Below are 23,960 nucleotides of genomic sequence, written 5' to 3' on the forward strand. Positions count from 1 at the left end.
CCTCTGGCCCGATGTAAAGATCATCTTTGTTGGGCTTCCCCGAGAGGTAGCACGTCTCCGGTGTGCCCGGCGACTCGAAATCCGGAGCGCTCCCACGGCGTCATGGCCTCTCAACGACTTTCGGCTGGATCGGCGCGTATCTCCGTCTCCAGGAAGTTCGAGATCTCGTACGCGACGACGTCGGGGGTCTCGAGACCGCACAGGTGGCCGAGCTCGCTCAGCAGGACCGCGCGGCCTCCAGGGATGCGCCGCACGTCGTCAAGCTGCTTGGTTTGATCGACGACGACGTCCTTTCCGCCGAGTATGTAGCAGGTCGGTATGCGAATCTCGGACAACTCGTCGGCCTGGCTTGTCAGCGCACCGCCGGCCAGCCAGCCGTGCCACATCTGTTCGGTGACGGTCAGCATGCTGCTCGTCAGAGTCGAGGTCTTCGACGGGTCCAGGGAGATTGCCGCCACTGCTCGCGTGAGGGCCTCGACATTGCCGTAGACGGCATCGAAGCCGGCGATCACCGCGTCCCCGGCGGTCGTCCCCGCGGCGTTCCACGGCACGACACCGACCAGCGCCCGCACCTCGTCTGGGTGATCAAGGGCGATACGCACCGCGATCGCACCGCCGAGGGAGTAGCCGACCAGGCAGTAAGCGTCCGCGCCCGCGTCGTTGATCGCGTCGTGCAGGGTCGCGGCCAGCGTGGACAGTCTCCCGTCCGCCGGCGCGCGTACGGATCGGCCATGTCCGGGCAGGTCGAAGATCAGGACACGGAATCCGCTGAGGTGTCGCGCGATTCCGGTCATGGAGTCAGCCGAGGCGCCGAATCCCGGCAACATGACAAGTGTCAAAGGGCCCTGGCCGTGTTCTTCCCAGTAAATGTCTGAACTGGTGTGTGGCATCGCGATCTCCCTGGTCTCGGCGAAGTTGTCGGGCATACACGTACGGCTTGAGCACATCGGCCAGATCCACCCGCACCACAGGCCGGTCCCGCTGCGCCGGCAGCAGCGGGTCCCGTCAGGGGCGCATCATCTCGCTCAGTGCGCCTGGGTGGTGTGGCTCGCGGTGAAGGCCAGAAGAAGCGCGGCGGTCCGCGGCGGATCCTCCATGATGGGCGAGTGCCCGACACCGGGCAGCAACTCGACTTTCGCGCCCGGGACGGCGCGGTATTCGGCGGCGGAGGAGGATCGCCATCTGCGGTCTTCCTCGCCGAAGATCACAAGCAGCGGCTTGCCGAGGGGAATCAGCCGATCGGGGAGCGCGCGCTGATTCACATAGTCGTCGCCGGTCTGCGTTGTCGCGATGAGGGCGTGGTAGGTCATGCCGCGCGCGTCGTCCACGACCGCCTGCGGGACCTGATAGCCGCGGCGGCTGAAGGCGGTGCTCGCGGCGTTGCGGATCAGGCTGTCGGTCCGAAGCCGCCACAGCAGTTGCCCGATGACGGGGGTGTACAAGAGCTCGCCGACGCCGCCGCTTGAGACGGCCGCGGCCAAACGGGGCGCGGTGTCGATGAGCACGAGCGAGGTCACCAGGTCGGGGCGTTGCTCGGCGAGAGCGGTGGCGACCGCGCCACCGGTGGAATGGCCGACCACTGTGGCGTGCTTGACTCCGAGCCGGTCCATTGCCTCACCGACCCGGCGTCCCTGCTCCGGCATTCCGTAGCCGTCGCCGGCCGGTTTGGCCGACCGGCCGTGCCCGAGCAGGTCGATCCGGATGACGCGATGGGACTTGGTCAGCAGCGGAACGAGAGCGTCCCACGAGCGGGTCGACGCGGCGAGCCCGTGGATCAGTACGAGTGCCGGGGCATCGGGCGGGCCGTCCTGGCGCACGTAGATGTTCCCGCCGTCGAGGGGCAGGGTCGGATTCCCACTGGCCTCGGCGCTCTGCCGTGCCACCACCTCCGCGTTCACGAGAAGCGATCCGACGACGACGACAAGGACGGCCGAGGCGATCAAGAGGCGCCGCCGGCGCCGTACCGTGCTGCTCACACCAGCCTGCCGGTGCGGAAACCGCAGGTCGGTGTCGTCGAAACAGCGGGGTCATCGAGCCCCGGGGAAATAATCATGGGCCTACTGTCGCCGCCGGTGCGCGCCGGCATCTTGGACAAATGTTCCGCTCAGTCGGCTCGCCTAGGCGAATCATCCGCGAATGCGGCCAGTGGTCATAGGCGATCGCGCCGCCGCGCGGGCGATGTTGACCGGGATCCGCCCGAAGATCAGCCCGTGGAACGGCGAGATCGCCCACCAGTACAGGTGGCCGAGCAGCCCGCGCGGATGGAAGATCGCCCGCTGGGTGTAGAACGTGCGGCCGTGCGCCACGTCGACGCCCATCTCCAGCCAGGCGAGGCCGGGCAGCCGCATCTCGGCGCGCAGGCGCAGCAGCCGGCCCGGCAGCAACTCCTCCACCCGCCAGAAGTCGACCGAGTCGCCCACGCGCAGCCGGTCGGGGTCGCGCCGTCCGCGTCGCAGCCCCACGCCGCCGGCGAGCCGGTCGAGCAGGCCCCGCAGGCGCCACGCGACAGGCAGGGAGTACCAGCCGTTCTCGCCGCCGATGGCCTCGATGACCCGCCACAGTGCCTCGGGACTCGCGTCCACCGGGCTACTGCGGCGGTCGATGTAAAGGGTGCCGCCGGCCCAGCCGGGGTCGGTCGGCAGCGGATCGCTTGGCGCACCCGGTGTGGACGCCGAGGACCAGCGGGTGGCTACGTCGGCTTCCTTGATCTTCATGAGCGCCATGGAGACGGCTTGGCGGAACCCGATCAGCCCGTCGTCCGGGTCGGGCACGTAACGGGCGATGTCGTGCTCGTGGCAGACGGCCGCGTTCCGTACCGACTCGACCAGCGGCCGGGCGATGCCCGCGGGCACCGGAGTGACCAGGCCGACCCAGTGGCTGGACAGCTTGGGGGTGAGCACCGGGACCGGGATGATCACCCGAGGGGGCAGGCCGGCCACGGACGCGTAGCCGTGCATCATGCCGGCATAGCTCAGCACGTCGGGGCCGCCTATGTCGAAACCCCTGTTCACGGTGCCGGGGACCGTCGCCCAGGCCACGAGGTAGCGCAGCACGTCGGATACGGCGATGGGCTGCGTGGGGCTGCGTACCCAGCGCGGCGTCGTCATGACCGGCAGCCGTTCGGTGAGATGGCGCAGCATCTCGAACGACGCGGAACCGGCACCGATGATCACAGCGGCGCGCAGCACCACCGCGGGTACACCCGCCCGCAGGAAGATCTCGCCCACCTCGGTACGCGAGCGCATGTGCGGGGAGAGCTTCCCGTGAGCGGTGGGATCGGCGGTGAGGTCACCGGTGAGCCCGCCGAGGTAGACGATCCGCCGCACTCCCGCCCGCTCGGCCGCCGCCGCGAACGTGCGCGCGGCCAGGCGATCCCGGTCGACGAACCGGTCGGCGGTGCCCATGGCGTGGATCAGGTAATAGGCGATCTCGACCCCTCGCAGAGCCTGGAACGTTCGCTCGGGGTCGGTGGCGTCCGCCTCGACGACCTCGACCCGCCCGGCCCAGGGCAGGTCGCGCAGCTTCGCCGCCGACCGGACCATGCACCGGACGTCGTGACCAGCGACCAGCAACTCGGGAACCAGCCGTCCCCCGATGTAACCGGTCGCCCCTGTGACCAGGCAGCGCGCCATCGACGTCCCCTCGCCGTCCGCGGCCCCTCTGACCTCTTCGTTCCCTGCTGCTCCCTCCTCATACCTGCCACACCGCCCTCCGCCCTCAGCGGGGTGATGCCGTCGAGCGCTAACTTTGCGGCCTTTGCCGAATGGAGGCGGTCAGGTGCCGCACGTACCAGTCGAGCCGGTCGCCGTCCTCGTCGCGGCTCCGCTTGACGTAGGTGAAGCCTGATCTCCTGGCCACTGCCGCAGAGGGGGTATTGTCCGGGTCCACCCTGATGATCGCCTGGTTCGCGCCGACGGCCGCCGCGTGCAGGCAAGCCAGCCGCACCGCGCGGGTGGCGAGGCCGCGGCCGCGCCAGGCGGGATAGAGCCCGTAGGCGAGATTGACCTGCCCGGGGACCAGATACGGCTGGTCGAACTGCACATCGATCGTCCCCGCGAGGATCCCCTCCGTACGCACGCCGAACGTGTGCACGGGCCCGCCGGTCGCCCAGTGTTCCAGGGTCCGGCGTACGTGCGCCTCGACCGCGGCCCGGGTTCCCGGTCCTCCGTTGAGCCAGCGCACCAGCTGGTCGTCTTCTCCGGCCAGGTGGGCGTCGACGTCATTCAGGCCCAGGGGGGAGAGGGTGACCGTGCCGTCGGACAATCTCAATATCTCGGGCATCTGGCGAGTCTCTGCCGGAGCACAGGGGGGACGCCAGCTAATTATGCCGGTCCGCCGGACGGAGCGGTCGAGCCCCGGATGATCAGTTCGGTGGCGAGTTCCACGTGGTGGGAGTCGATCTTCTCGCCGGCCGCCAGGCGCAGCGCCGTACGCAGGGCGACGCCGCCCATCTCGCGCAGCGGCTGGCGGACGGTGGTCAGCGGTGGCGAGGCCATCCGGGCGAGCTGGGTGTCATCGAAGCCCACGATGCTGAGGTCCTCCGGGATGCGCAGGCCCCGCGCCCGGGCGGCCTCCATGACCCCGAGGGCCATCTCGTCGCACCCCGCGAAGATCGCCGTCGGAGCGTGGGCCAGGTCCAGCAGAGCGGCGCCGGTGATGACGCCGTCGCGGTAGCGGAAAAGCCCGCTCTGTACGTAGCCGGGGAGCACGGGCACCGCCTCGGCCTCCATGGCGGCGCGGTAGCCGTGCAGCCGGGCCTGGTTGCAGGCCGCGACCGCCGGACCGCCGACGTAGGCGATGCGCCGGTGCCCGAGGGAGAGCAGGTGCTGGGTCGCGGCGAGGCCACCGGCGAAGTTGGTGGAGCCGATGCTGGTCACGCGGGCACGCGGCAGATTCAGCGGGTCGATCAGAACCAGCGGCAGGCGTGCCCGGGACAGGGCGGCCAGCTGCGCGGAGGTCAGTTCGCTGGTCACGGCGATCAGGGCCCGCCGCCCGGCGGAGATCAGGTCGCGGGCCCACGCGGCGGTACGGTCCTGACCTCTCCGGACGCTGATGACGACCCCGACGTCCACCGCGGCCCCGGCGTCGACCGCGCCTTGGATGATCTCGGTGGAGTACGCGGTGAAATCCGTGTCGAACTGCACCTCGATCGTGGCGACCCCGGTGGCCTCGACGCGACGCGGCGCCGGGGCGACGTAGTCGTGCTGCTGCAGCAGGGCCTGCACCAGGGAGCGGGTCGCGGGCGCGACGTCGCTGCGCCCGTTGAGCACCTTGGAGACGGTCGCGACGGACACGCCGGCCGAGGCCGCCACGGTGGCCAGCGTGGCCCGCCTAGGACTGACCGGCATCTCTGCCCTCCTGTTTCCCTGCCGCGGGGTCCACATCCACGTCCACATCCACAGGCGTGACGAGCCGCCGCCCGCGGCCGACGACCCGCAGCGGACCGGTCAGCCGGACGACGCCGCGGCACGGCAGGTCGGCGGCGGAGGTGCCGACGAGCACCTCGACGTCCCCGGGCTCGACGATCCGCCGTAGGTCACGGCCGGTGAAGGCGGTCCGGTCAGCGTGTACGTGAAAGCGCACGCACGTACTCGTCCCGGGCTCCAACCGGACCCGCGCGAACCCGGCCAGCTGCCGCACCGGCCGGGTCACCTGGGCGAGCACGTCGTGCAGATACAGCTGGACGACCTCCTCGCCCGCCCGGCCACCGGTGTTGCGGACGCGGACCGACACCGTGAACTCGCCGTCCGTGGGCACCTCGGCGTCGCTGATGAGCAGGTCGTCGACCTCGAAGGAGGTGTAGGAGGTGCCGTAGCCGAAGGGGAACAGCGGAGTGGGATCGAGGTTGCTGATGCCGTGGCTGTTGACGCCCAGCGGCGGCTGCAGGTAGGTGCCCGGCTGCCCGCCCGGCCGGCGGGGGATCTGGACGGGCAGCCGGCCGCCGGGCTGGATCCGGCCGGACAGCACGCCGGCGATCGCCGCCGCGCCCTCCTCACCGGGCATGAACGCCTGGACGAGCGCGGCGGCCCCGGCGTGCACCTCGCCCAGCGCGTACGGGCGGCCCGAGACGACGACCACGACGACCGGCGTCCCCGTGGCGGCGAGCTCGGCCAGCAGATCCTCCTGCACCCCGGGCAGCCGGAGGTCCTCGGCGTCGCAGCCCTCGCCCGAGGTCCCCTGCCCGAACAGGCCCGCGAGGTCGCCCACGACGGCCACGCACAGGTCCGCCTCGCGGGCCGCGGCCGTCGCGACGGCGAAGCCCGAGCGGTCCTCGCCCCGCACGTCGCAGCCGCGTTCGTGGACGATCTCGGTGTCCGGCAGCTCGCTCCGCAGGGCGTCCAGGACGCTGGGCGCCTCGAGGCCGAGCCCGAGACCAGGGTGGCGGGGCAGGACGTGGTTGGGGAAGGCGTAGCAGCCCATGAAGGCGCGCGGCTCGGCCGCGGCGGGCCCGACGACCGCGACGCGGCGCAGCTCCGCCGCGCGCAGGGGCAGCGCGGTGCCGCCGTCGAGCAGGACGACGGACCGCTCGGCCATCTCGCGGGCCAGCGCCCGGTTGGCCGGCGAGTCCAGGTCCACAGTGGCCGCCGCGGACACTGAGCCCTCGGGCGTCCAGTCCTGGTCGAGCAGCCCCAGCTGGATCTTCTGGGTGAGCAGGCGGCGCGCGGCCCGCTCGACCAGGGCTTCGGGCAGCTCGCCGCGGCGTACCCGCTCGACCAGGTGCGGGCCGAAGCCGAGGGTGTCGGGCAGTTCGACGTCGATGCCCGCGGTGAGCGCCAGGACGCCGGCCTCATCGGTGTCTGCGGCGACCTCGTGCATGGTCGCCAGAAACGGCACGGCCCAGTAGTCCGAGACGACCGTACCGGTGAATCCCCACTCCTCGCGCAGCAGATCGGTCAGCAGCCAGGAGTCGGCCGCGGCCGGGACGCCGTCCACGTCGGAGTAAGAGTTCATCACCGAGCGCGCGCCGCCCTCGACGATGGCCGTCTCGAAGGGCGGCAGGATCATGTCCATCAGTTCGCGGCGGCCCATCGGGACGGGACCGTGGTTGCGGGCCGCCCGCGAGGCGGAGTAGCCGGCGAAGTGCTTGAGGGTGGCGATGATCCCGGCGCTCTCCAGGCCGCGGACATAGGCGGCGCCGAGCATCGAGACGAGGTAGGGATCCTCGCCCATCGTCTCCTCGACCCTGCCCCAGCGGTAGTCGCGCACGACGTCCAGCACGGGGGACAGGCCCTGGTGCGCGCCCACGGCCCGCATGTCCCGCCCGATGGCGGCGGCCATCCGCTCCACGAGGCCGGGGTCGAAGGTCGCGCCCCACGCGATGGCCGCGGGGTAGACGGTCGCGCCGTACGTCGTGAACCCGGTGAGGCACTCCTCGTGGACGAGCGCCGGAATGCCGAGCCGGGACCGTTCGACGACCGTGCGCTGCAGGCGGACCACCTCCGCCGCGCCCTCGGCCGCGGTGACCGGTCCGCTGCCGAAGACGCGGGTCAGGTGCCCGAGCCCGTGGCGGCTCGCCTCCTCCACCGGGATGGTCCCGGACGCGGCGAACACGTCCTGCATCGGCGCCACATTGAGGGTCACGTCCGGGTCCGGGTCCGGGTCGGGCTGGTCGGTGGGCTGCATGTCGTTGCCCACCCACCGGCTGCCGAGCTGGCCGACCTTCTCCTCCAGGGTCATCTCGGCAAGAAGGGCGTCGACCCGTTCGGCCACGGGGAGCGTCTGGTCCTGCCACGGGCGGAGAACCCGCTCCGCCGCGAGGGGCCGATCTACAGCCGTCATCTGCTGCTCTCCTTCGTGCCGCAATGTTTCGCAATGTTTCGGCGCCGTCAAGTGATCGTACGGGCAGCGATTGCCGGGGCGTTCCTGGGTCTTGACACGTCAACAGCCGAAATCTAGATTGACGGCCGCGCGGTCATTTCGCAAATGTTTCGTGAACCTACTTAAACAGGCGGCTTGGGGAGAGGCATCGGGGTGCTGCTCCGCGACCGCCGGCCACCGCATCCGATGATCAACGAGCCGCGGCCCGCCCCCGGCATTCGAGTACGGAGATCAGCGTGGAGTCCAGTGCAACCTCTCGCCGCACCTTCCTCAGCCTCTCGATGGGCCTGCCCCTAGGCGCCGCGCTCGCCGCCTGCGGCAGCTCCGGCCCCACCAAACCCGGTAGCGGGGGTGGTGGCGGCACCAAGGCCACCTACTGGTACCTGTCCACGCAGCCGCAGGAAGGCATCCGCACCGCCGCCATGGAGCGGTTCAACAAGGCCAACCCCAACGGTCAGATCGCCGGGACGACCTTCCAGAACGACGCCTTCAAGACGAAGATCAAGACGGCGATCGGGGCCGGCCAGGCGCCCACCATCATCTGGGGCTGGGGCGGCGGCTCGCTGCGCAGCTACGTACAGGCCGGCCAGGTCGAGGACCTCACCTCGTGGTTCGGGCAGAACGCCGCGGTCAAGGACCGGCTGTTCCCGTCCTCGTTCGGGGCCGCGACCGTGGACGGCAAGATCTACGCGATGCCGTGCGAGACCGTGCAGCCGATCGTCCTGTACTACAACAAGAAGCTCTTCGAGCAGATCGGGGCCCAGCCGCCGCAGTCCTGGGGCGACATCATGGACCTGGTGCCCAAGTTCAACGCCAAGGGCATCGCGCCGTTCTCCCTCGGCGGGCAGTCTCGCTGGACGAACATGATGTGGCTGGAGTTCCTGTTCGACCGTATCGGCGGCTCTGAGGTGTTCCAGGCGGTGTTCGACGGTCAGAAGGACGCCTGGTCCAACCCGGCCGCCATCGACGCCCTGACCAAGATGCAGGACCTGATCAAGGCCAAGGGGTTCATCAAGGGCTTCTCCTCGATCACCGCGGACTCCAACGCCGACCAGGCGCTGCTGTACACCGGCAAGGCCGCGATGATGCTCCACGGCGGCTGGACGTACGGGAGCATGTCCACCGACGGCGGCGACTTCGTCTCCGGTGGCAGCCTCGGCTACATGAACTTCCCGCCGGTCGACGGCGGTAAGGGCGACCCCAGCGACACGGTCGGCAACCCCGGCCAGTACATGTCGATCTCGTCCAAGGCGAGCCCGGAGCAGAAGGAGATCGCCAAGAAGTTCTTCGCCTCGTTGCTCTCGGACGAGGAGGTCAAGGGGTGGGTCGGGGCCGGCTCGGTGCCGATCGTCAAGGGCGCTGACAGCGCGTTCGCCTCCTCCAAGGACGCGGAGTGGCTGAAGTTCGTCTACGGCATCGCCAGCAACGCCAAGACGTTCGCCCAGTCCTGGGACCAGGCGCTCAGCCCCACGGCGGCGGAGGTGCTGCTCGACAACATCGCCAAGCTGTTCCAGCTGTCGATCTCACCGCAGCAGTTCACCACCAACATGAACGCGGTCATCGGCAAGTGACCACCATTCCGACCTCCGCCGGATCAGGGAGGCCGTCGGCCCGGGCGCGAGGGGGACGCAACGGCTCCCTCGCGTGGCTGACCGTTCCGGCGCTGGTGTTCTTCGTGGGCTTCGGGGTGATCCCGCTGGTCGGGGTCCTCGCGCTCAGCTTCACCACCTGGGACGGCATCGGCGACATCCACTTCTCGGGCTTCACCAGCTGGCAGGCCGTCCTCGCCGACCCAGGCCTGCCGCACGCGCTGTGGGTGACGTTCCTGATCATGGCGCTGTCCTGGCTGGTGCAGACGCCGACGAGCATCCTGCTCGGGGTGTTCCTGGCCGGGGCCCAGCGCTACCGCGCGGTGCTGTCGGTGCTGTACTTCATCCCGCTCCTGCTCAGCTCGGCGGCCATCGCCATCACCTACAAGGCGCTGCTCGACCCGAACTTCGGCCTCGGCGCCGGACTGAAGATCGAGCTGCTCAGCCAGGACTGGCTCGGCCGGCCCGGCCTCGCCCTCGGCGTCGTGGTCTTCGTGGTGTCCTGGCAGTTCATCCCGTTCCACTCGCTGATCTACCAGGGCGGCGTACGGCAGATCCCGCAGTCGATGTATGAGGCCGCGGAGCTGGACGGCGCCGGGCGGGTCCGCAAGTTCTTCAGCATCACCCTGCCGCAGCTGAAGTACACGATGATCACGTCCACGACCCTCGTGCTCGTCGGCTCGCTGACCTTCTTCGACCTGATCTTCGTGCTGACCGCCGGGGGTCCGGGCGACGCCACCCGGGTGCTCGCTCTGGACATGTACAAGCGGGGCTTCCAGGCCAACCTCATGGGCCCGGCCAGCGCGATCGCCCTCATTCTCGTCTTCGTGGGCCTCGCCCTGTCGCTGTTGCTGCGCCGGCTCGGCGGCGGCAAGGCCGACCACAGCCAGATGGAAGGGGCCTGACATGGGGACGACCCTGACAACTCGCCCTCAGCGGACGGGGGCCCAGCGGCCCCGGCACCAACGCGACGCGCCCGCCCGTCACTGGAACTGGCTGGGCGGCGCGACCGGGTGGCTCTGGATGGCCGTCGTGGTGGTGCCCATCTACTGGATCGTCATCACCAGCTTCAAGACGCAGAGCAACTACTACGCGATGAACCCGCTGGCGCCGCCGACCCAGCCGACCCTGGCCAACTACCGCATGGTCATCGAGTCCGACTTCGTGCTGTATTTCATCAACAGCCTCATCGTCACCGTCGGCGCGGTGATCCCCGCGGTCACCGTCTCCTTCATGGCGGCCTACGCGATCGTGCGGGGCTCCGCCGGTCGGTTCATCCGGTCGGTCAACTCCCTGTTCCTCATGGGCCTGGCAATCCCGCTGCAGGCGACGGTCATCCCGATCTACCTGATCATCATCCGGCTGCACCTCTACGACACCCTGCTGGCGATGATCCTGCCGTCGATCGCCTTCGCGATCCCGCTGTCGGTGCTGGTCCTGTCCAACTTCATCCGCGACGTCCCGAAGGAGCTGTTCGAGTCCATGCGGATGGACGGCGCCACCGAGTGGGGGACGCTCTGGCGCCTGGCCTTCCCCCTGTCCCGGCCGGCCGTGGTGACGGTGACGATCTACAACGCGCTGACGATCTGGAACAACTTCCTGCTGCCGCTGATCCTCACGCAGAGCCCGGACAAACGGACCCTGCCGCTGGCTCTGTGGACCTTTCAGGGCCAGTACAGCATCAACGTGCCGGCGGTGCTCGCCTCGGTCGTCCTGACCACGCTGCCGATCCTGACCCTGTACGTGGTGGGCCGGCGTCAACTCCTCAGCGGCTTGATGGCGGGCTTCAGTAAATAATCGCGTGAAATATCCCTTTTTAGTTAATGAATCCCTCAATGCAGTATTCCGAATGCTGACCGGCGAAATGCGATAAACTCATCCCACCGAGGACATATCGCGCGTTGGTACTTCAGACGGCGATGGGCCGCTCACGGGTTTCTCCAGAGGCCTGGACAAGGCACGCTGAGCTCGGACCTCGATGGGGGATCATCATGACCATCACGCACGCCATACCGCTTCCCAGGGCCGGCGGAACATCCGCTCCGACCACGATCCAGGTGAGCGGTGAGATCGACATCTTCACCAGCAAGGAGCTCCGTCAGGGCCTGGTGGCGGCCCTGGCGACGTGCACCAGCACGCTCATCATCGACCTGTCGGGGGTGTCGTTCTGCGACGCCACCGGCCTGGGCATCCTGGTCGGCATCCAGCACCGCGCCCGTGCTCAGGGCATCACGCTCGCCCTGGCCGGACCCCGCCCGTTCATGGTCAGTCTCCTGCACATGTCCGGGCTGGACCGCAGCCTGCCGATCGTGATGTGACCCCGTCCCCGCGTCCTCGGAAATCGGAAATCGGAACGGTCAGTCGGCGATGTAGCCGATCGACTGGACGTCGTACCCGCGGGTGATCGAGCCCTTGAGGTGCATCAGCAGGGCGCCGCCGTCGTAGGACCAGGCGCAGCTGTAGCCCTTCGGCTCCTTGGTGCAGCCCTGGAAGTAGTAGGCGACGCCCTTGGGGTCGTACCTGACGCGGAAGAGTCTGGCGACCGCCCCCTGAGAGGCCACCTCGAGGCCGAGGTCACGGTCGCCCTGGTGCCAGGCCGTGAGCAGTCGCTTGGCGGCCACCGCCGGCTTGGTCACGTGGCGCGACTGGTAGACCCGGGTGACCTTCGAGCCTGAGACGATCATGAGCAGGCCGTTGAGCCCGCCCGGTACCCGCACGCTGGTGTGGAGGAACCGGCACGCGTTACCGGCGCAGCCCGCGAACTCGTCGGGCGCGCGGTAGGCGTAGGAGAAGATCGAACTGACCGCCGCGGGGGTGGCCACCTTCGCGGCCGCCGCGCGGTCGCGGCGCAGCCACGCATGGAACAGCTTGTTGGACACCCTCGCCGGAGTGGCCGCCGGTGCCGCCATGTTCGGGGCGGCGGTGCCGGCCGCCGCCGGAGAGGATGTGAGCAGCAGCGCGGCGACCGCGGTCGCCGCGCCGGCACCGAATAACCATCGTTGTGACATACCGGCGACGCTAACGACACCCGCTTGCACGGAGATTGACACCGGCTTGGCCGCAGAGCCAGGCGAGGCGCCGCCGGTCGGCCGGGACCGCGGCTAGAGGGTGGAAGACTCCTCCGTCACCAGGGCCCCGCTGGAGGTGTCGACCCGCATGCGCACCGGGCCGCTGATGTGCGAAGGGTCGACGTGCAGCGTCCGCAGCGCGGCGTAGTCGAGCCCCCGATCCCTGGCCAGCGCGAGCGCCCGCTCGGCGACCACGCTCTCCGGCGTCTCCTCGACGCCCTCCATGTCCACGACGTGATGGACATGCTGGATCACGCCGTCGGCGTCATACAGGACGCAGCTCTTGACGTGGGCGACACGACCGCCGCCCGTTGACCTGAATTCCATCTCTCACCCCCAGAAGTCGAGCCGCGCGAGCAGCCAGCCGGTCTGATCCGTGCCCGTGGCGATCGCCAGGGTGATGCCGCTGATGCGGTCGAAGACCAGCGGCGGCCACGAGGGCCACTCGCCGAAGTCCACGTCCTGATCGGCGCCGGAGTCGAGCCTGCGCCGGAAGTGCTTGATCCCCGCGTACTGCGTCCCGCCCCCGGTCGCGCCGTACAGCGAGACGGACGTGCCGACCAGCGCCGGGGGAAGGTTGAGATCGACCGTGTGGTAACCGTTACCCCAGGCGGAGAACCAATGCCAGTCGATTCGCGTGACAGCCATCGCGCCCCCTCTCTCTTGGTGGTGCCTTTCAGCCAAGAGTGAGGTGGATTGGGGGGCCGCACATGAGTAGTCCCCTACCCATTCGGGCGTCAGGAGTGGACGGCGCGAATCTCCGTAACGATGAATTCGTCGACGATGTGCTGGTTCTGCAGCAGGAACCCGACCATGCCCGCCACCGCCTCCGCGCCCAGTTCGGCGCGTATCTGCCCGCTCAGCAGGTAGACCAGGGGGGTCGACGGCTGGTCCAGCGCGAAGCGGCGGCCGTGGCGGTGCACGTCGTGCAGGGTCCTGATCGGGATCGGCCGCGCCGAGGTGAACCACACCGCGACCTCCCACAACGGCAACGCCGGATCGGCGTCGGCCGAGACCTCGTAGCAGGTGACGCAGCCGTGCCCGGCGTGCTGCCCGTGCGGGCAGGTCCACTGGGCGATGTCGGCCCGGCTCTGGTCGTGGCTGCTGAGGATCGCCGCCTCAGTCACGCGTCGGCGCGCCGATCGTCGCGGGCCCTCGGACGAGGGAAAGTAGTCGTTGACGATGATCGGGTCCTTTCTCTCCCACATTTCCGATCTATTGAGCCTAGCTCCCACGCGACGCTGCGCGACGGCCCCGCGCCCGACGGTCGCCCATCGCCGGTCTGCCGCACCGCCCGCCGACTGCGAAGCCCGTTATGCACCAAAGGCGGCCCGGAAGGGCATCCGAGGGCCATTTCAAGGAGGTTGCCTTAATAAAGCAGGCGACTTAAGGTGAGTTCGATCAGGTTCCCGATCTGGAGGGCACGATGACTGCTGAGGCGATCCCCGATTATCCCTTCGACCGGGCCACGGCTCTGGAGCCTCCCGCGAAGCTGGCGGAGCTGCGCGAGCAGTGCCCTGTCGCGCACGTCCGGCTGCCCAGCGGTGACGTGGCCGGGCTGGTGACCCGCTACGACGACGCCCGTGCGGTGATCTCGGACCCGCGGTTCAGCCGCAACCTCGCCCGCGAGGGCGCCGCCCGGATGTCCACCACGAAGGACGGCGGCCTGTTCAGCCGGCGCAAGATGGGCAGCGAGAACATCAGCGAGGGCGAGGGGCACCTGCGCTGGCGGCGGCTGCTCAGCCGCTGGTTCACGGTCCGGCGGATGGAGGTGTGGCGCCCCAGGATCCAGGCGATGGCCGACGACCTGGTCGACGGCCTCGTGGCCAAGGGCTCCCCGGCGAACCTGTCGGCCGGGCTGGGACTGCCGCTTCCGGTGCGCGTCATCTGCGCGCTGGTCGGTGCGCCCAGCGAGGACCAGGACAAGTTCGCCCACTGGTCGAGCACCATGCTGACCCTGACGCGTAACACCCAGGAGGAGGTCGACCAGGCGTACGAGGAGTTCAACGCCTACGTCTCCGACCTGATCGACCGCAACCGCGCGAACCCGGGTGACGACCTGCTCAGCGAGCTGACGCAGATCACCGACAGCGAGGACGGCCGCCTCAGCCACGCCGAGCTGATCGCCACCGTGCGCGGGCTGCTGCTGGCCGGGCACGAGACCACGTCGAACATGATCGCGATCATGACGGCGATGGTGCTCGCCGAGCGGGAGCGCTTCGAGGCGGTGATCGACGACCCCGAGCTGATCCAGGGCACGGTCGAGGAGGTCCTCCGCCTGGACAGCACGCTCTCGGCGATCGGCGTGCCCAGGTTCATCACCGAGGACGTCGAGTTGAGCGGCGTGACGGTGCCGGCGGGGACGACGCTGATCCCCAGCGCGCCCTCCGCCAACCGGGACCCGCGCAAGTTCCCCGAGCCCGAGCGGTTCGACCCGCGCCGGCAGGCCAACCAGCACCTCACCTTCGGCGCCGGGCCGCACTTCTGCATCGGCCAGCCCCTGGCCAGGATGGAGCTTCAGGTCGTGCTGGGCACGCTGGCCCGGCGGCTGCCGAGCCTGGGCCTGCGGGACATCCCCGACGACCTCAAGCTCCGTACCGGAGGGATGTCCGGCGGGCTGCAGGACGTCTGGGTCACGTGGTAACTGGAGGGCCCGTCATGAAGGTCATCGCCGACCAGGACCTGTGTTGCGCCAGCGGGATGTGCGTGATGACGGCCGACCAGGTCTTCGACCAGCGCGAGGAGGACGGTGTCGTCGTCGTGCTGGACGAGGCGCCCCCACTGGACCAGCATGAGGCGGTGCGCGTCGCGGCCGCTGGGTGCCCCGCCTCGGCCATCCGGCTCGTGGAGTGACATCCTCCCATCACCGTGAGATCAGGGAGCGCCGCTGACCGGGGCCAGCCACAGGCCGGTGATCGCGTCGATCAGCCCCGTCGCGGCGGCGTCCCAGGTCGCGTGCGGGGTGGCCGTGCCCTCGTGCAGCGCGCGTTCCCGCTCGGCGCACATGTGCACCAGCAGGTGCCGGATCATGTCCTTGCGCTCCTGCCGTACCTGTTCGGGCAGGTCGGGGACGAGCCGGGAGACCCCGTCGAGGGTCCGCCGCAGCGACGAGGACGTGATCGTGTCGTCGGTGACGAGCTTGCGGAAGGCCGGGTCGGTGGTGACCTGGGCGGCGAACCGGGCGTACCAGGTCGGGGTGCCCAGGTCGGCGAGGTGTTCGGTGATGGGGCGTACGAGGCAGGCGATCCATTCGTGCAGGCCGGCCGAATCCGTGACCGTCGTGAGCATCTCGGCGCGTCGCCGCTCCATCGGCGCGGCGTGCCGGCTGACGATCGCGAGCACGAGATCGGCCTTCGTGCCGATGTGGTAGCCGACCGCGGAGTTGTTGGCCTGCCCCGCCGCCTCGCTGACCTGGCGGTTGGACACCGCCGCCACCCCGTGCTCGGCGAACAGCCGCTCGGCCGTCGTCACGAGCAGCTCACGGGTCTCGCCGCCACGCTCGGGCTTGGTCGTGGTCACCCTTACCTCCGCACGGTCGTGGGAGCACCGTAGAGGGATCGCCTTGATTAAGTCAACTGCTTGACTCTATTGAGGCGATCGCCTTACGGTTATGATGGCCGCCGCGTGATCTTCGCGTACCCGCAAACAGGACGCGGGCGTGAGGGCGGCGCACAAGGGGGACTGGTCATAGAGCCCCATTTCGCAACGATCGAGACAGGACGTCGATGACGACGCTGGTCCCTGGGACCGAGGTGCGGGCGCCACGCGGCGGCCTGACGGTGGCGGTGCTGGCGTTCGCCGGCATCGTGGTCGCGCTCATGCAGACCTTGGTCATCCCGCTGGTCCCGCAGCTGCCTGCCCTGCTGCACGCCACTCCGTCGAACACCTCCTGGGCCATCACCGCCACCCTGCTGGCCGGCGCCGTGGCCACCCCGGTGTTCGGGGGCCTGGGGGACATGTACGGCAAGCGGCTGATCCTCGTGCTCTGCCTCGGGCTGCTGGTGACCGGGTCGGTCGTCTGCGCGCTCAGCGACTCGCTGGCCCCGATGATCGTGGGCCGGGCACTCCAGGGCGCGGCCGCCGGTGTCATCCCGCTGGGCATCAGCATCATGCGGGACGAACTGCCCCCCGAGAAGCTCGGCTCGGCGATCGGGCTGATGAGCTCCTCGCTGGGCGTGGGCGGCGCGCTGGGTCTGCCGAGCGCCGCGCTGCTCGCCGAGCACATCGGCTGGCACGTGCTGTTCTGGGTCTCGGCGGCACTCGGCGCCGTGGTGGCCGGACTGGTGCTGGCCGTCGTGCCGGAGTCGCCGCTGCGCACCGGCGGCCGCTTCGACGTGCTCGGCGCGGTCGGGCTAACGGCCGGACTGGTGTGCCTGCTGCTGGCGATCTCCAAGGGCGGCGACTGGGGCTGGACGAGCGGCACGATTCTCGGGCTGTTCGCCGCCGCCGCGGTCATCCTGCTGCTGTGGGGGGTGTGGGAGCTGCGCACGCGGCGGCCGCTGGTGGACCTGCGGATCACCGCCCGCCGCCGGGTGCTGGTGACGAATCTGGCCTCCATCATGGTCGGCTTCTCGATGTTCGCGATGTCGCTGGTGCTGCCGCAGGTGCTGGGGATACCGGCGGCCACGGGATACGGCCTCGGCCAGTCGTTGCTGGTGATCGGCCTGTGCATGGCGCCGGGCGGCCTGGTGATGATGGCCACCTCGCCGCTCGCTGCGCGCCTGTCGGCCGCGCGGGGCCCGAAGGTGTCGCTGATGACGGGCTCGCTCGTGATCGCCGTCGGCTACTTCCTGGGCATCGTGCTCATGGGCGGGGTCTGGCAGATCGTCGTGTTCACCTGCGTCATCAGCGCCGGGGTCGGCATCGCGTACGCCGCGATGCCCGCGCTGATCATGTCGGCCGTGCCGGCGTCGGAGACCGGCGCGGCCAACGGGCTCAACGCCCTCATGCGCTCGATCGGCACCTCCACCTCCAGCGCGGTGATCTCGGTCGTCCTGGCCAACATGGTCACCCGCTTCGGCCCCGCCGAACTGCCCTCCCTCGCCGGCTTCCGGGTCGCCATCCTCATCGGCGGCGGCGCGGCGCTGGCCGCGTTCCTGATCGCCGCCTTCATCCCGAGCGGCCGCGATGCGGGTAACCTGGCCCCGGTGGAAGCAGGGACCGCGACCAGCGCGCGGTGAACCAGAGCGAGGTCGGGCAACGGTCATGAAGGTCACTACGAGATGACGCTCTCCGAGACGGCCGCCACGATCTCGCCCCGCTCCGCAGTCGCCAGGGACAAGCTGATGCACACCGCGGAGCGGCTCTACGCGGAGCACGGGTTCGCGAACGTGTCGATCAGGAAGATCGGCGAGGCGGCGGGCCAGCGCAACAAGTCGGTCGTGCAATATCACTTCAGCACCCGTGACGAGCTCATCCGCGCGATCCTGGCCCGGCACATGGCCGCGATCGAGAAGCACCGCGTCGCGATGGTGGCCGCGCTGGGCGAGTCGGGCGAGATGTCCCTGCGGGACTGGGCCACCTGCCTCGTCCTGCCGAGCATCGAGCATCATATCGACGTGGGCACGCCGTCCTGGTACGCCCGGTTCCTGGCGCAGGCCGTCGTGGAGCCCAGCCTGCGCGAGTACACGATCCAGGCACATCTGAACATGCCGTCGTTCCGCCGCCTGGAAGAGCTCGGCCAGCCGCACGGGCGGACCGCCGAGCCTGAGCTCTCCGCGCAGCGTGGGGCGATGATCCGGCAGCTCATCGTGCACATGAGCGCCGAGCTGGAAGCCGACCTGGCCGACCGCCGGGCCGACCCCGGCACCGCCGAGCGGTCCTGGCGGTGGCTGGGGACCAACCTGATCACGGCCATCACCGGGCTCACCTCCGCCCTGCGGGAGTAGGCGTCCGAACCGTCAGCCGTGGTGGCCGAGGCGGCGGGGATGGCTAGCCGCGGTGGCCGAATGCGCGCCGTACACCTGCCGCGACCCAGATCGTGGCCAGCCCGGCGTACACGCTCAGCAGCACCACGCCCGTCGAGGCCAGGATCGTCGCCGTGACGATGGCCACAACGAGCAGGACCGTCCAGCCGTACAGGATCGCCCGGCCGCGCGCCGAGCCGGTGTGCACGGCTTCCTGGACCGCGGTGACCAGGGCCATGACGGCCACGCCCGCGGTGCCGACCGCGTCCTGGCCGAGCGCCACGCCCAGCACGAGCACCGCCGCGCCCACGGCCACCAGGCCGCAGCACAGCACGGCCACGCGGGCCTCGGCGCCCTCGAAGAGCAGCTGGGTGGCCTTGGCACGGGCCAGCCGCAGCGTGGTCCACGCCTCGGCTACCCACGCCGCCCAGTGCAGGACCGCGATGAGGATGAAGACCACGATGAGCGGCGGGACGGCGGGCAGCAGGAACACCAGCCGGCCGCCACGGAGCCCGTCCCGCAGCCGCGTGAGCCGCCGGTAGAGCGGATTGCGCTGCTTCAGCGCCGCCACGAGGAGATCCCTGGCCTGGTCGAAGCCGGGGTCGAGGCGGAGCACCTCGCGGAAGGCGTCCGCCGCCCGCCGGGGATCGCCGAAGGTCAGCGCCGCCCGGCCGTACGCCAGGTGCGCGATGGCGCTCTCCGGGTCCAGCCCCACGGCGTGCGCGGCGGCGGCCGTGGCCGGCTCCGCCTGCCCGAGCTCGGTGAGCGCCACCGCCAGCAGGCTCACCAGGTCGGACTCCTGCGGGTCGATGGCCAGCCCGCGCCGCGCCGCCTCGGCGGCCTGGAGCCACTGCTCCTTGGACACGTGGACGCGGGCCAGCAGCTCCCAGATCGGGGCGTACTCGGGCTCGAGTTCGAGGGCCACGTGGAGGGCGGCCATCGCCTCGTCGGGCCGGCGGGCGAGCTGATGCACCTGACCGGCCACGTAGTGCGTGAGCCATTGGTCGGGCGCCAGCCGGATCGCCTCATGCGCCTGCGCGACCGCCTCGGCCACGACGCCCTGCTGGGCGAGGGCGAGGGCCAGGAAGGAGTGCGCGGTGATGTGCTGCGGTTCCTGGGCGAGCGCGCCGCGCAGCTCCCGCTCGGCCTCGGCCGGCCGGCGCATCCCAAGCAGCGTCCGCGCCCGCTGTACCGGGTCGGCGGCGGTCACCACTTGCCTTTGACCCACGGCATCAGCTCGTCCCAGGCGCCGGAGTCGTTGGAGTGCATCACGTAGTTTCGCGCGGTGGCCATCCATTCGCGCACCGCGGTCGGCCGTACGCTCTGGGCCGCGGCCAGCAGGTCGGGCGTCGAGAGCGGAATGGGGCGGCCCGCGCTGATCGACTGCTGGAGCTTGACCTCCACCGCCCGGTCCACCACACCCTTCAGATCCGCGCCGACGAAATGGTCGGTGACCCGCGCGACCGCGTCGAAGTCCATCTCGGCCAGGGGCTTGTCACGGCACAGCAGGCGCAGGATGGCCGCGCGGGCCGCCGGGTCGGGCGGCGGTACGAACACCGGCTGGTCCAACCGGCCGGGACGGCGGAAGGCCACGTCCACGTACCAGGGGGCGTTCGTGGCCGCCAGCACCAGGACCCCCTCGTTGGCGTTCTGGTCCACGCCGTCGAGCTCGGCCAGGAACTGGTTGACCAGCTGCCGTGTGTGCGCCTGGCGCATGTCCGAGCGGCGGGCGGCCAGCGCGTCGACCTCGTCGAAGAACAGCACGCACGGCCGGTTGCGCCGGGCCAGCTCGAAGGTGGCCCGCAGGTTGCGCTCGCTGGAGCCGATGTACATGTCCAGGATGTCGGCCAGGCCCACGTTGACGAACGACGCGCCGAGCTCTCCGGCGGCGGCTCTGGCCAGGTGCGTCTTGCCCGCTCCCGGCGGGCCGTACAGCAGCACCCCGCCTCCAGCGCGCTTGCCGTACGCGGCGAACAGGTCCGGCTGCTGGATCGGCAGCAGGAGCTTGACCCGCAGCGACTCCTTGACCGCCTCCATGCCGGCCACATCGGCGAAGTTGAGCCGGGAACGCTCGATCTCGGCGGTGGCCCCATCCACCGGCGTAGGGGCCGGTGCGGCGTAAGCCTGCCCGGCGGGAGGCGCCGGCGCGGCGTAGGGCTGTCCGGGAGGTGCCGGCGCCCCGTACGGCGAGGCGGCCGGGGCCGGCGCCCCATACGGTGGGGCCGGCGGGGCCGACAGCCGGGCGGCCAGGTCGGCGTCCCCCACGGACGGATCGCGGGAGATCGCCTCGTGGTAGCGGTAGCCCGCCCGCGCGGTGTCCCCCTCGCCGAGCAGTGCCCGAGCCGCCAGCACGCCCACCTTGGGCGGGTAGCCAGGAGCGGCCAGCAACGGCTCCAGAGCGGCCAGCGCGGCGCCGAAGGCACTCTGCCGGACGAACGCCTCCGCCAGCCCGGCCATGATGCCCGCGTCCTTGGGCGCGAGCACGAGCGCGGCGCGGTATTCGGCCTCGGCCTCGCCGAGATACCCCTTGGCCAGGAGCTGACCGGCCAGGTGCTGCCGCAGGGGAAGGTTGTCCGGGGATAGGCGGGCCGCCTCGCGGAGCGCCTGGAGACCGGCATCGTCGAGCACGTGCCGTCCCTTCTGTAGCGGGTGGTTTCGGTCGGTCCTGAACTACGCAAGATACCGAAATCAGCCCACACCGGGGCGCATGGGGCGTGGGTCCACGACGTCTCAGGCGACTCGGTCAGCCGGCCGACCAGCCGCCGTCCACCGGGACGATCGCGCCATTGATGAACGAGGCGGCGTCCGAGGCGAGGAAGAGAGCGGCGTCGGCCATCTGCTCCGGCTTGGCCATGCTCTCGCCGAGGGCGAGCACGGGGGCGAGGCGGGCGGCGCCGGCCGGGTCGAAGGTGGTGTTCGTGGCGATGCCGGTCATGGTGGGGCCGGGCAGGATGGCGTTGCAGCGGATGCCGTCCTTGGCGTACGCCCAGGCCACGCTCTTGGTCAGGCCGACCACGCCATGCTTGGAGGCGGTGTAGGCGGCCCCGGCCGTGCCGCCGCGGATGCCCGCCTCCGAAGCGGTGTTGACGATCGCGCCGCTGCTCTGGCTCAGCATGTACGGCAGCACCGCGTGCGTGACCAGGAACGTGCCGGTCAGGTTGACCCTCAGCACCCGCTCCCACAGAGAGAGCGGGATGTCGGCGGGCAAGGCCATGGTGTCCATGATCCCGGCGTTGTTGCACAGCACGTCGATGCGTCCGTACGCGCTGATCGCGGTCTCGACCAGCGCGGCCACCGAAGCCTCGTCGGAGATGTCGGCCGCCACGCCGATCGCCGCGTCACCGAGGTCGGCGGCGGTCCGTTCGGCGCTGCCGGAGTCGATGTCGCAGGCCACGACGCGGGCGCCGGCCTTGGCGAAGGCGACCGCCATGGCCTGGCCGATTCCGGATCCCGCTCCGGTGACCAGGGCGACCTTGTCGTCAAAGGTGCTCAAAGAGGTGGTCCTTTCGATCGGGCGACCGGCACGCATTGAACCGGACAACCATGTCCGGTGAAACCGTAACCGTTGGACCTGATATATGTCGAGTAGGGGGAGCACTGAGCTCGAAGAATCGGACTTTGATGTCCGGTTGCTATCGTTGCCGCTATGCCTGACGTACGCCGGATGAACAGAGGGCCCGGTGCCGCGGCCGAGAACCGCGCGGCGCTGATCGCGGCGGCCCGTGACGTGTTCGCCACCGCGGGCTACGACGCGCCGCTCAGCATGGTCGCCCGCACGGCCGGCGTCGGCCAGGGCAGCCTCTACCGGCACTTCCCCGACCGGGTCAGCCTCGCGCTCGCCGTGTTCGAGGATGGAGTGACCGCGCTGGAGGCATTGGCCGCCGAACCGGGTGCCACTCTCGACGACGTACTGGCCCTGATCACCGAGCAGGCCATCGCCTCGACCGCGTTCATCGACATGGTGAGCGTGCCCCCCGCGGACCCCCGCGTCATCGCGGTACGCGACCGCGTGGCGGAACTGCTGACGGGCAAGCTCGCCGAGGCCCAGCGCGCCGGGCGGATCCGTCCGGACCTCACCCCCGATGACCTGGTCATGGCCGTCGGCATGCTCGCGGCGGCCCTCGTCCAGCGGCCGGCACCTGCCCGGCGAGTCGCCGCAGCACGGGCGTGGGCGCTGTTGCGCAAGGGGATGGACGCCTGACCGGCGAACATATCTGCCACCTGGCGGCCCACCTGACCGTCGCCGGCGGATCTTTCGGCATGAAGCCCCCGCTTCCGTACGTGGGCGGCGTCGAGGCCGCCGGCGTGGTCCTGGACTCCGAGACCCTGGCTCCGGGCACGCAGGTGCTCCTTCGCGGTGCCGCGCTCGGCCTGCTGCGCGACGGCTGCTGGCGCGAACGCCTCAGCGTCTCTCCCAAGGCCGTCACCCCGCTGGCGCGGCCGCTTCCTCCCGAGGTCGCGGCGTCGTTCTTCGTACCGACCACCACGGCGTACGTCGCCCTGCACAACGTCGCCCGCCTGGAGCCGGGCGAGGAGGTCATCGTGACCGGCGCGGCCGGCGCGGTAGGCGCCATGGTGGCCCAGCAGGCCCGGCTGGCCGGAGCTATGGTGACCGGGGTGGTCGGCCTCACCCACACAGCACCTGCGCTTGCGTCCACGCTACGGGTGTCCCGTCGCGTGGAGTTCCTGTCGTATTACCAGCGTGGGAGGACAAGGCACGGATCGTGGTCGGCGCTGACGGTCGTCACTCAGCCGGTGGCTCGCCGATCCCGTGGAAGTGTGCGCCATAGGGGCACGTCGGTCACCCTTGCGGCCGTATCCGCCATTCGACGCAGCGTTGTCTCCCGATCAAGGTCGCTGCCATCCTGGCGTCGGCGACCAAGTCATGCCGGAGTAGGTGCGTCCTTGGCGCGCACCACCGTCACCGTGCAGTGTGCGTGGTGCAGGACGCCTCGGCTGACCGAGCCAAGGACGATCGACCCGATCGCGCTCCTGCCATGCGAGCCGACGACCAGCAGGTCGGCCCGGTCACCGGCGGCGGCCAGCGCATTGACGGGATGGGCACACCGCACGTCCGCGATCACCTTGACCCGCGGGTATCTCTCCCGCCACGACGCGAGTTGTTCCTCGGCGACACGCTGTTGGGCCTCACGCAACGCTTCAAAGTCGCAGGAGAAGCCGGCAGCCAAGGCGAACGGCAGCGCCCAGGCGTACACCGCCCGCAATGTGCTTCCGCGCAGTTCGGCCTGCCCGAAGGCATAGGCCAGGGCGGGCTCGCACGTGGGGGAGCCATCGAGACCGACGACGATCTCACCGTGCGCCACGGCGGTCCTTGGCCGGACGACGACCACCGGAACCGGCACCTGGCCCGCGACGTTCATGCTGACCGAGCCAAGCACAGCCCCGGCGAAGCCACCCAACCCTCTACTGCCGACCACCAGTTCGGTCGCGTCGCCGGCCTGCTCGCGAAGGACGGCCGCCGGTGTTCCCGTCATCACCTCGGTACTCACCTCGACGGTAGGCTGGCGTTCGCGCGCGATCTCCTCGGCTTGTGCCAGGACCTTCCGCGCGTTCCCGAT

General features: G+C 70.2%; 24 protein-coding genes. 9 read left to right on the plus strand and 15 right to left on the minus strand.

The window, feature by feature from the left end:
- Window positions 1-110 precede the first annotated feature (110 nt).
- The 6 genes from AB0H88_RS29335 to AB0H88_RS29360 form a co-directional block, all read right to left on the minus strand.
- On the minus strand, window positions 111-947 hold the full coding sequence (locus tag AB0H88_RS29335) for an alpha/beta hydrolase (RefSeq protein WP_357649934.1): 837 nt from the start codon (window positions 945-947) through the stop codon (window positions 111-113).
- Window positions 948-1,025: 78 nt separating this feature from the next.
- A complete protein-coding gene (locus tag AB0H88_RS29340; RefSeq protein WP_357649936.1) occupies window positions 1,026-1,976 on the minus strand; it encodes an alpha/beta fold hydrolase in 951 nt (316 codons plus the stop codon).
- 150 nt (window positions 1,977-2,126) lie between these two features.
- Entirely contained in the window at window positions 2,127-3,632 is a 1,506-nt protein-coding gene (locus AB0H88_RS29345) for an SDR family oxidoreductase (protein ID WP_357649938.1), read from the minus strand.
- 109 nt (window positions 3,633-3,741) lie between these two features.
- The gene (locus AB0H88_RS29350) at window positions 3,742-4,281 is read right to left on the minus strand and encodes a GNAT family N-acetyltransferase (RefSeq protein ID WP_357649940.1); all 540 of its coding nucleotides are present in this window, start codon (window positions 4,279-4,281) and stop codon (window positions 3,742-3,744) included.
- 41 nt (window positions 4,282-4,322) lie between these two features.
- On the minus strand, window positions 4,323-5,348 hold the full coding sequence (locus AB0H88_RS29355) for a substrate-binding domain-containing protein (protein WP_357649942.1): 1,026 nt from the start codon (window positions 5,346-5,348) through the stop codon (window positions 4,323-4,325).
- Window positions 5,332-7,779, minus strand: a complete 2,448-nt coding sequence (locus AB0H88_RS29360; RefSeq protein ID WP_357649944.1) for a glycoside hydrolase family 3 N-terminal domain-containing protein — start codon at window positions 7,777-7,779, stop codon at window positions 5,332-5,334. The genes AB0H88_RS29355 and AB0H88_RS29360 overlap by 17 nt, the downstream gene beginning before the upstream one ends.
- A 275-nt stretch (window positions 7,780-8,054) precedes the next feature.
- Here AB0H88_RS29360 and AB0H88_RS29365 point away from each other — a divergent pair, with 275 nt between their 5' ends.
- The 4 genes from AB0H88_RS29365 to AB0H88_RS29380 all read left to right on the plus strand — a co-directional run bounded on the left by AB0H88_RS29365 (window position 8,055) and on the right by AB0H88_RS29380 (window position 11,725).
- The gene (locus AB0H88_RS29365) at window positions 8,055-9,389 is read left to right on the plus strand and encodes an extracellular solute-binding protein (RefSeq protein ID WP_357649946.1); all 1,335 of its coding nucleotides are present in this window, start codon (window positions 8,055-8,057) and stop codon (window positions 9,387-9,389) included.
- Complete coding sequence (locus AB0H88_RS29370; protein ID WP_357649948.1) at window positions 9,386-10,312, plus strand: sugar ABC transporter permease; 927 nt, start codon at window positions 9,386-9,388, stop codon at window positions 10,310-10,312. The genes AB0H88_RS29365 and AB0H88_RS29370 overlap by 4 nt, the downstream gene beginning before the upstream one ends.
- A gap of 1 nt (window position 10,313) precedes the next feature.
- Window positions 10,314-11,204 carry a carbohydrate ABC transporter permease gene (locus AB0H88_RS29375; RefSeq protein ID WP_357649951.1) on the plus strand — a complete coding sequence of 297 codons (891 nt, stop codon included), beginning with the start codon at window positions 10,314-10,316 and terminating at the stop codon, window positions 11,202-11,204.
- Window positions 11,205-11,398: 194 nt separating this feature from the next.
- Window positions 11,399-11,725, plus strand: coding sequence for an STAS domain-containing protein (locus AB0H88_RS29380; RefSeq protein WP_357649953.1), 327 nt, complete (start codon window positions 11,399-11,401; stop codon window positions 11,723-11,725).
- 39 nt (window positions 11,726-11,764) lie between these two features.
- Here AB0H88_RS29380 and AB0H88_RS29385 read toward each other — a convergent pair whose 3' ends face one another.
- The 4 genes from AB0H88_RS29385 to AB0H88_RS29400 form a co-directional block, all read right to left on the minus strand.
- Window positions 11,765-12,415, minus strand: coding sequence for a hypothetical protein (locus AB0H88_RS29385; RefSeq protein WP_357649955.1), 651 nt, complete (start codon window positions 12,413-12,415; stop codon window positions 11,765-11,767).
- A 93-nt stretch (window positions 12,416-12,508) separates the two neighbouring features.
- Window positions 12,509-12,802 (minus strand): hypothetical protein, encoded by a 294-nt coding sequence (locus tag AB0H88_RS29390; RefSeq protein ID WP_357649957.1) that lies wholly within the window; start codon window positions 12,800-12,802, stop codon window positions 12,509-12,511.
- 3 nt (window positions 12,803-12,805) lie between these two features.
- A complete protein-coding gene (locus AB0H88_RS29395; protein ID WP_357649959.1) occupies window positions 12,806-13,123 on the minus strand; it encodes a hypothetical protein in 318 nt (105 codons plus the stop codon).
- Window positions 13,124-13,212: 89 nt separating this feature from the next.
- Window positions 13,213-13,683 carry a hypothetical protein gene (locus AB0H88_RS29400; RefSeq protein WP_357649961.1) on the minus strand — a complete coding sequence of 157 codons (471 nt, stop codon included), beginning with the start codon at window positions 13,681-13,683 and terminating at the stop codon, window positions 13,213-13,215.
- A 218-nt stretch (window positions 13,684-13,901) separates the two neighbouring features.
- Here AB0H88_RS29400 and AB0H88_RS29405 point away from each other — a divergent pair, with 218 nt between their 5' ends.
- Window positions 13,902-15,119 carry a cytochrome P450 gene (locus AB0H88_RS29405; protein WP_357649963.1) on the plus strand — a complete coding sequence of 406 codons (1,218 nt, stop codon included), beginning with the start codon at window positions 13,902-13,904 and terminating at the stop codon, window positions 15,117-15,119.
- Window positions 15,120-15,133: 14 nt separating this feature from the next.
- On the plus strand, window positions 15,134-15,328 hold the full coding sequence (locus AB0H88_RS29410) for a ferredoxin (RefSeq protein ID WP_357649965.1): 195 nt from the start codon (window positions 15,134-15,136) through the stop codon (window positions 15,326-15,328).
- 21 nt (window positions 15,329-15,349) lie between these two features.
- Here the strand turns inward: AB0H88_RS29410 and AB0H88_RS29415 are convergent, their stop codons facing one another.
- The gene (locus AB0H88_RS29415) at window positions 15,350-15,994 is read right to left on the minus strand and encodes a TetR/AcrR family transcriptional regulator (protein WP_357649967.1); all 645 of its coding nucleotides are present in this window, start codon (window positions 15,992-15,994) and stop codon (window positions 15,350-15,352) included.
- 206 nt (window positions 15,995-16,200) lie between these two features.
- Between AB0H88_RS29415 and AB0H88_RS29420 the strand changes: the two genes are divergently transcribed.
- Window positions 16,201-17,655, plus strand: coding sequence for an MFS transporter (locus AB0H88_RS29420; RefSeq protein ID WP_357649969.1), 1,455 nt, complete (start codon window positions 16,201-16,203; stop codon window positions 17,653-17,655).
- 42 nt (window positions 17,656-17,697) lie between these two features.
- Complete coding sequence (locus AB0H88_RS29425; RefSeq protein ID WP_357649971.1) at window positions 17,698-18,363, plus strand: helix-turn-helix domain-containing protein; 666 nt, start codon at window positions 17,698-17,700, stop codon at window positions 18,361-18,363.
- Between the two features lie 43 nt (window positions 18,364-18,406).
- On the opposite strand, the gene AB0H88_RS29430 is transcribed toward AB0H88_RS29425, so the two are convergent.
- The 3 genes from AB0H88_RS29430 to AB0H88_RS29440 form a co-directional block, all read right to left on the minus strand.
- Window positions 18,407-19,609: a tetratricopeptide repeat protein gene (locus AB0H88_RS29430; RefSeq protein ID WP_357649973.1), complete on the minus strand. Its 1,203-nt coding sequence runs from the start codon at window positions 19,607-19,609 to the stop codon at window positions 18,407-18,409.
- On the minus strand, window positions 19,588-21,009 hold the full coding sequence (locus AB0H88_RS29435; protein ID WP_357649975.1) for an ATP-binding protein: 1,422 nt from the start codon (window positions 21,007-21,009) through the stop codon (window positions 19,588-19,590). The genes AB0H88_RS29430 and AB0H88_RS29435 overlap by 22 nt, the downstream gene beginning before the upstream one ends.
- A 115-nt stretch (window positions 21,010-21,124) precedes the next feature.
- Complete coding sequence (locus AB0H88_RS29440; RefSeq protein ID WP_357649978.1) at window positions 21,125-21,874, minus strand: glucose 1-dehydrogenase; 750 nt, start codon at window positions 21,872-21,874, stop codon at window positions 21,125-21,127.
- Between the two features lie 153 nt (window positions 21,875-22,027).
- Here AB0H88_RS29440 and AB0H88_RS29445 point away from each other — a divergent pair, with 153 nt between their 5' ends.
- Window positions 22,028-22,582 (plus strand): helix-turn-helix domain-containing protein, encoded by a 555-nt coding sequence (locus tag AB0H88_RS29445; protein WP_357649981.1) that lies wholly within the window; start codon window positions 22,028-22,030, stop codon window positions 22,580-22,582.
- Window positions 22,583-23,264: 682 nt separating this feature from the next.
- Here AB0H88_RS29445 and AB0H88_RS29450 read toward each other — a convergent pair.
- Window positions 23,265-23,960 (minus strand): universal stress protein (locus AB0H88_RS29450; RefSeq protein ID WP_357649982.1); only part of this gene is annotated, 696 nt, incomplete at its 5' end.

This window comes from Nonomuraea sp. NPDC050680 (genome assembly GCF_040654555.1).
Taxonomy (GTDB): Bacteria; Actinomycetota; Actinomycetes; order Streptosporangiales; family Streptosporangiaceae; genus Nonomuraea.

Bases quoted from the DNA above. Each gene is read 5' to 3' on its own strand.
- AB0H88_RS29420 (WP_357649969.1), top strand. From the start codon at position 16,201: ATGACGACGCTGGTCCCTGGGACCGAGGTGCGGGCGCCACGCGGCGGC.
- AB0H88_RS29400 (WP_357649961.1), bottom strand. From the start codon at position 13,683: ATGTGGGAGAGAAAGGACCCGATCATCGTCAACGACTACTTTCCCTCG.
- AB0H88_RS29350 (WP_357649940.1), bottom strand. From the start codon at position 4,281: ATGCCCGAGATATTGAGATTGTCCGACGGCACGGTCACCCTCTCCCCC.
- AB0H88_RS29410 (WP_357649965.1), top strand. From the start codon at position 15,134: ATGAAGGTCATCGCCGACCAGGACCTGTGTTGCGCCAGCGGGATGTGC.
- AB0H88_RS29425 (WP_357649971.1), top strand. From the start codon at position 17,698: ATGACGCTCTCCGAGACGGCCGCCACGATCTCGCCCCGCTCCGCAGTC.
- AB0H88_RS29360 (WP_357649944.1), bottom strand. From the start codon at position 7,779: ATGACGGCTGTAGATCGGCCCCTCGCGGCGGAGCGGGTTCTCCGCCCG.
- AB0H88_RS29380 (WP_357649953.1), top strand. From the start codon at position 11,399: ATGACCATCACGCACGCCATACCGCTTCCCAGGGCCGGCGGAACATCC.
- AB0H88_RS29445 (WP_357649981.1), top strand. From the start codon at position 22,028: ATGCCTGACGTACGCCGGATGAACAGAGGGCCCGGTGCCGCGGCCGAG.
- AB0H88_RS29390 (WP_357649957.1), bottom strand. From the start codon at position 12,802: ATGGAATTCAGGTCAACGGGCGGCGGTCGTGTCGCCCACGTCAAGAGC.
- AB0H88_RS29335 (WP_357649934.1), bottom strand. From the start codon at position 947: ATGTGCTCAAGCCGTACGTGTATGCCCGACAACTTCGCCGAGACCAGG.
- AB0H88_RS29345 (WP_357649938.1), bottom strand. From the start codon at position 3,632: ATGGCGCGCTGCCTGGTCACAGGGGCGACCGGTTACATCGGGGGACGG.
- AB0H88_RS29395 (WP_357649959.1), bottom strand. From the start codon at position 13,123: ATGGCTGTCACGCGAATCGACTGGCATTGGTTCTCCGCCTGGGGTAAC.
- AB0H88_RS29355 (WP_357649942.1), bottom strand. From the start codon at position 5,348: ATGCCGGTCAGTCCTAGGCGGGCCACGCTGGCCACCGTGGCGGCCTCG.
- AB0H88_RS29405 (WP_357649963.1), top strand. From the start codon at position 13,902: ATGACTGCTGAGGCGATCCCCGATTATCCCTTCGACCGGGCCACGGCT.
- AB0H88_RS29385 (WP_357649955.1), bottom strand. From the start codon at position 12,415: ATGTCACAACGATGGTTATTCGGTGCCGGCGCGGCGACCGCGGTCGCC.
- AB0H88_RS29375 (WP_357649951.1), top strand. From the start codon at position 10,314: ATGGGGACGACCCTGACAACTCGCCCTCAGCGGACGGGGGCCCAGCGG.